The organism is Bdellovibrionota bacterium (genome assembly GCA_035292885.1).
In the GTDB taxonomy this organism is placed as follows: Bacteria; Bdellovibrionota_G; JALEGL01; order JALEGL01; family DATDPG01; genus DATDPG01.
The window spans coordinates 1-2,408 of record DATDPG010000131.1 but is presented as its reverse complement, the minus strand read 5'-3'; the positions used below and the strand labels follow the sequence as shown (position 1 = coordinate 2,408).

The window sequence follows — 2,408 nt, the reverse complement described above, 5'->3', positions numbered from 1 at the left end:
GTGTGTCCCCTTAACTCACTCCTGGGCCAGGGTAACGAGGACATTATCAGGTATCATCGTAATCTCAATGCCGGGCCGGGTGGGTGGAATCGGCCGAATTCGGTACGTCTTCTTCCGATTCTGGAGCAGTCCGAGCTTTTTCGCGTCAATTTCGACTTCCAGTTTTTCTTCCATCAGGGAAGCCACCATCCCCGCGGGTCCCCTCACTCGGAGATTGACCTTGGCGGGAACCACGCGCACGGTTTCATTCACGCCCGCGACTTTGACCGGGATGTCCTCTAAAATTCTTGAAACTTCCCGCTCGCGGATCACCACCTTGACGGCCACCTTGACTTCTTTCTGTTCGGCGATCCCTTCCGGATAGCGCACGTGAAACTCGCCCTGAAAATTTTCGTGACGGCCGCTCAGCGAAATCGGCTCCGTTTCAAGGGCGCTGAGGGAGGCCAGGTCTTTGCGCGGGCCTTTGATTTTCACGTACGGCGGGATCACGTCGTACGAGGACAACTCAAATCCCTCCTCCAGTTCCCCCATGAAAAGCGGCCGGATGCGCATGAGGCGCTCCTCCGCCCGGTCCAGGGTGATGCGGATTACCTGCGGAGTGATACGCGTGATCCGCGCCCCATACGGAATCTTGAAGTCATCTTCGTACACGCGAATGCTCGTCACGCCGGCGTGCTCTGCCTTCAGGTCCACGTCGTACGGACCGATGGACTCGTCCGTGAGCCCGCGCACGCGCGAACGCGGTCCCGCAATGCCAAGTTTTATGAACCGCTCCCACTCGCCCGAAATCACGAGATCCTCCGGTTTGTTTTTCAGCTGAACCGCCACTTTCAAGCTTAGATCCACCCGCTGTTCGCTATGAACAAACGTCCATAGAAAGAACGCGAGGACGACGGCCATCAGCTTCATGAGCGGGCGGGTCGTGAAGAAAGATTTCACGTCTGCTCCGGTTTAGGGCGCGTCCACTGCGCCCAGAGCCGGCGCAATGGAGTCACCTGCGGCTGCACGTATTTGATCAACATTTTACGTAGCGCCGCGCCGTCCAGTCCTTTCGTGATTCGACCGTCGACGACCAACGAAATCCAACCTTTTTCTTCCGACACCACGATCGCGACGGAATCCGTCTCCTCCGTCAATCCAATGGCCGCTCTGTGCCTCGTCCCCACTTCCACGCCGACGCTGGGGTTCATCGTCAACGGAAGAAAGCAGCCCGCCGCCGTGAGCCTCCCTTTTTGAAGCACAATAGCGCCGTCATGCAACGGCGAAGTTGGCAGAAAAATACTGGTGATCAGTTCCTTCGAGACCACCGCGTCCAGCGTGATGCCCACGTCCACGTATTCCGTAACGTTGGCATCGCGCTCCAAAACGATCAGCGCTCCGATTTTCTTGTTCGCAAGCGACACCGAGGTTTTCACCAACTCTTCGATGACTTGATTCTCCTGAGAAGGACCGAGGGAATAGATCCATTGCGTATGGCCGATTCGGGTGAGCATCCGGCGGAGGTCGTCCTGAAAGATGACGACGATGACCAGAAAGAGGCTTCCAAAGAAATTCGAAAGAATCCAATTGACCGTATAGAGCTCCCCGAACGACGAGAGCCAGTACATGCTCACGGCGACGACCAGACCGACGAGCATGTAAACCGCCCGGGTGCCGCGAATGAGATGCAGAATCCAATAGATAAAGAAGGCGACGAGGCCGATATCCACGAGATCGACCGGGCGAAAATCGAGATCTCGAAAGACGTCGAACAAATCATCCTCCTCAGGGTCGTCGCTTCGGCTCCGCGCCGACGAAACCCATCGCCGGCTCCGGCTTGCCTAATAATCCGGGGATTACGCTTTTCGTTTCGGCGGGCTGGCTCGTCCCCTGACCCGGTTTTGAAGGGACTATCTTTTTCTTTTGAAACGGTCGCCCCTCGATAATCGCCGAGACTTCCTCACCTTCCAGCACCTCGTACTCCAAAAGCGCGTCCGCTAATCGATCCAAAACGTCTCGTTTTTGCGTGAGAATCCCCTTTGCTCTCTCATAATTCCGCAGCACGACTTGGCGGATCTCATCGTCGATCAGTTGCGCCGTCCGCTCGCTATAATTGGGCGTACGCCATATATCGCGCGCCAAAAAAATTTCCTCCTCTTTCTTGCCGAACGTCAGCGGCCCCATCTTGTCGCTCATTCCCCACTCGCAGACCATCTTTCGCGCCAGCTCGGTGGCTTTTTCGATATCGTTCCCGGCGCCGTTCGTCTTCCGCCCGAACACCAGCTCCTCCGCAACTCGTCCGCCCATCATGATGGCAATCGTCGTTTCGGCGAAATCCTGGTTCAACGTGTATTTGTCCTCCGTCGGCATTTGGTGGGTCAGGCCGAGTGCCATCCCGCGCGGGATGATCGTAACCTTGTGAATCGGAT

At 56.6% G+C, this 2,408-nt stretch carries 3 protein-coding genes; all 3 read right to left on the bottom strand.

Features of this window, described 5'->3' with window-relative positions; translation table 11 throughout:
- Positions 1 to 15: 15 nt before the first annotated feature.
- The gene (locus VI895_10075) at positions 16 to 939 is read right to left on the bottom strand and encodes a CdaR family protein (GenBank protein ID HLG20143.1); all 924 of its coding nucleotides are present in this window, start codon (positions 937 to 939) and stop codon (positions 16 to 18) included.
- A complete protein-coding gene (gene cdaA / locus VI895_10070; GenBank protein ID HLG20142.1) occupies positions 936 to 1,754 on the bottom strand; it encodes a diadenylate cyclase CdaA in 819 nt (272 codons plus the stop codon). Before cdaA ends, VI895_10075 begins: the two co-directional genes overlap by 4 nt.
- A 10-nt stretch (positions 1,755 to 1,764) precedes the next feature.
- Positions 1,765 to 2,408 (bottom strand): cell division protein FtsH (locus VI895_10065; protein ID HLG20141.1); only part of this gene is annotated, 644 nt, incomplete at its 5' end.